1 protein-coding gene is annotated in these 833 nt (G+C 48.3%); it reads right to left on the bottom strand.

Going from position 1 to position 833, the window contains the following annotated elements; genetic code table 11:
* A partial coding sequence (locus tag QZ311_RS12330) for a ParA family protein (protein WP_297068517.1) occupies positions 1–511 on the bottom strand: 511 nt, incomplete at its 3' end.
* Positions 512–833: the final 322 nt, after the last annotated feature.

Raw genomic sequence — 833 nt, 5'->3', positions numbered from 1 at the left:
AGAGCATGTGAACACCCTTCAACTGGGATTTGCCGGTCGTGAGCCATTCCTGTAATTTGAGTGCATAAGCGAGCGAACTCTCCAATACAACCTTGTCGGCGGAGATTGGTACAACAATCATGTCCATGCAGTTGGCCACTGTTACCACGCCACGATTATTCACTGTACCGGGGAGGTCGAAAAACACGATGTCGATGTCGTCTCCACTTTCAACCAGCTCCTTGACTTTTGACATGGCTTCCTCCGGAGGGCATACCAGAACAGGGAATGGTTTCAGCTTGGTTCGGACGAGTGTGTCGGAGAATGTTTTCTTGAACGAGGGACTCAGGTCAAGAAGCATCTTCTCTCGCTTGCGCATTTCGTCGATGCTGTACTGCGGATAGTCGCAGTCAACAACGAGAACTTTCAGACCCTTGCAGTAATACAGGTAGCTCGCTACCGTGACCGTAAGGGTAGTTTTGCCTGCTCCTCCCTTTTGGGTGGAGAAAGCGACAAATTTGGGTTCTTTCATTCATTTTTGAATAGAAGTTAAGACACAACACGGGCCTTGGGCGACAGCGGGGAATTCAAACCGGGTAATTGGATTCCACACTACCGTCTGTGTCACAGCGTAATAATAAAATGTATTGGAAGTCAGCCTTACAAATGGCTTAAATAGCCCTGACGTGCAGTCCCATAGGGTAACTGTTTTGAACTCAGCGGGCACCAATCACAGCCATAGCATCGGCCGTGTGAATTGTATATTGTGTCGCATTTCAAGAATCATGAATCGCGCTGGAGTCGTTCCTATAACCATTAACTTGAACGCTCAGGGGATTCTGTCAACCGGAATG

The sequence above is a fragment of the uncultured Duncaniella sp. genome (assembly GCF_910578445.1).
Classification (GTDB): domain Bacteria; phylum Bacteroidota; class Bacteroidia; order Bacteroidales; family Muribaculaceae; genus Duncaniella.
The sequence above is the reverse complement of the archived record's forward strand: the minus strand, read 5'-3'. Positions and strand labels throughout refer to the sequence as shown.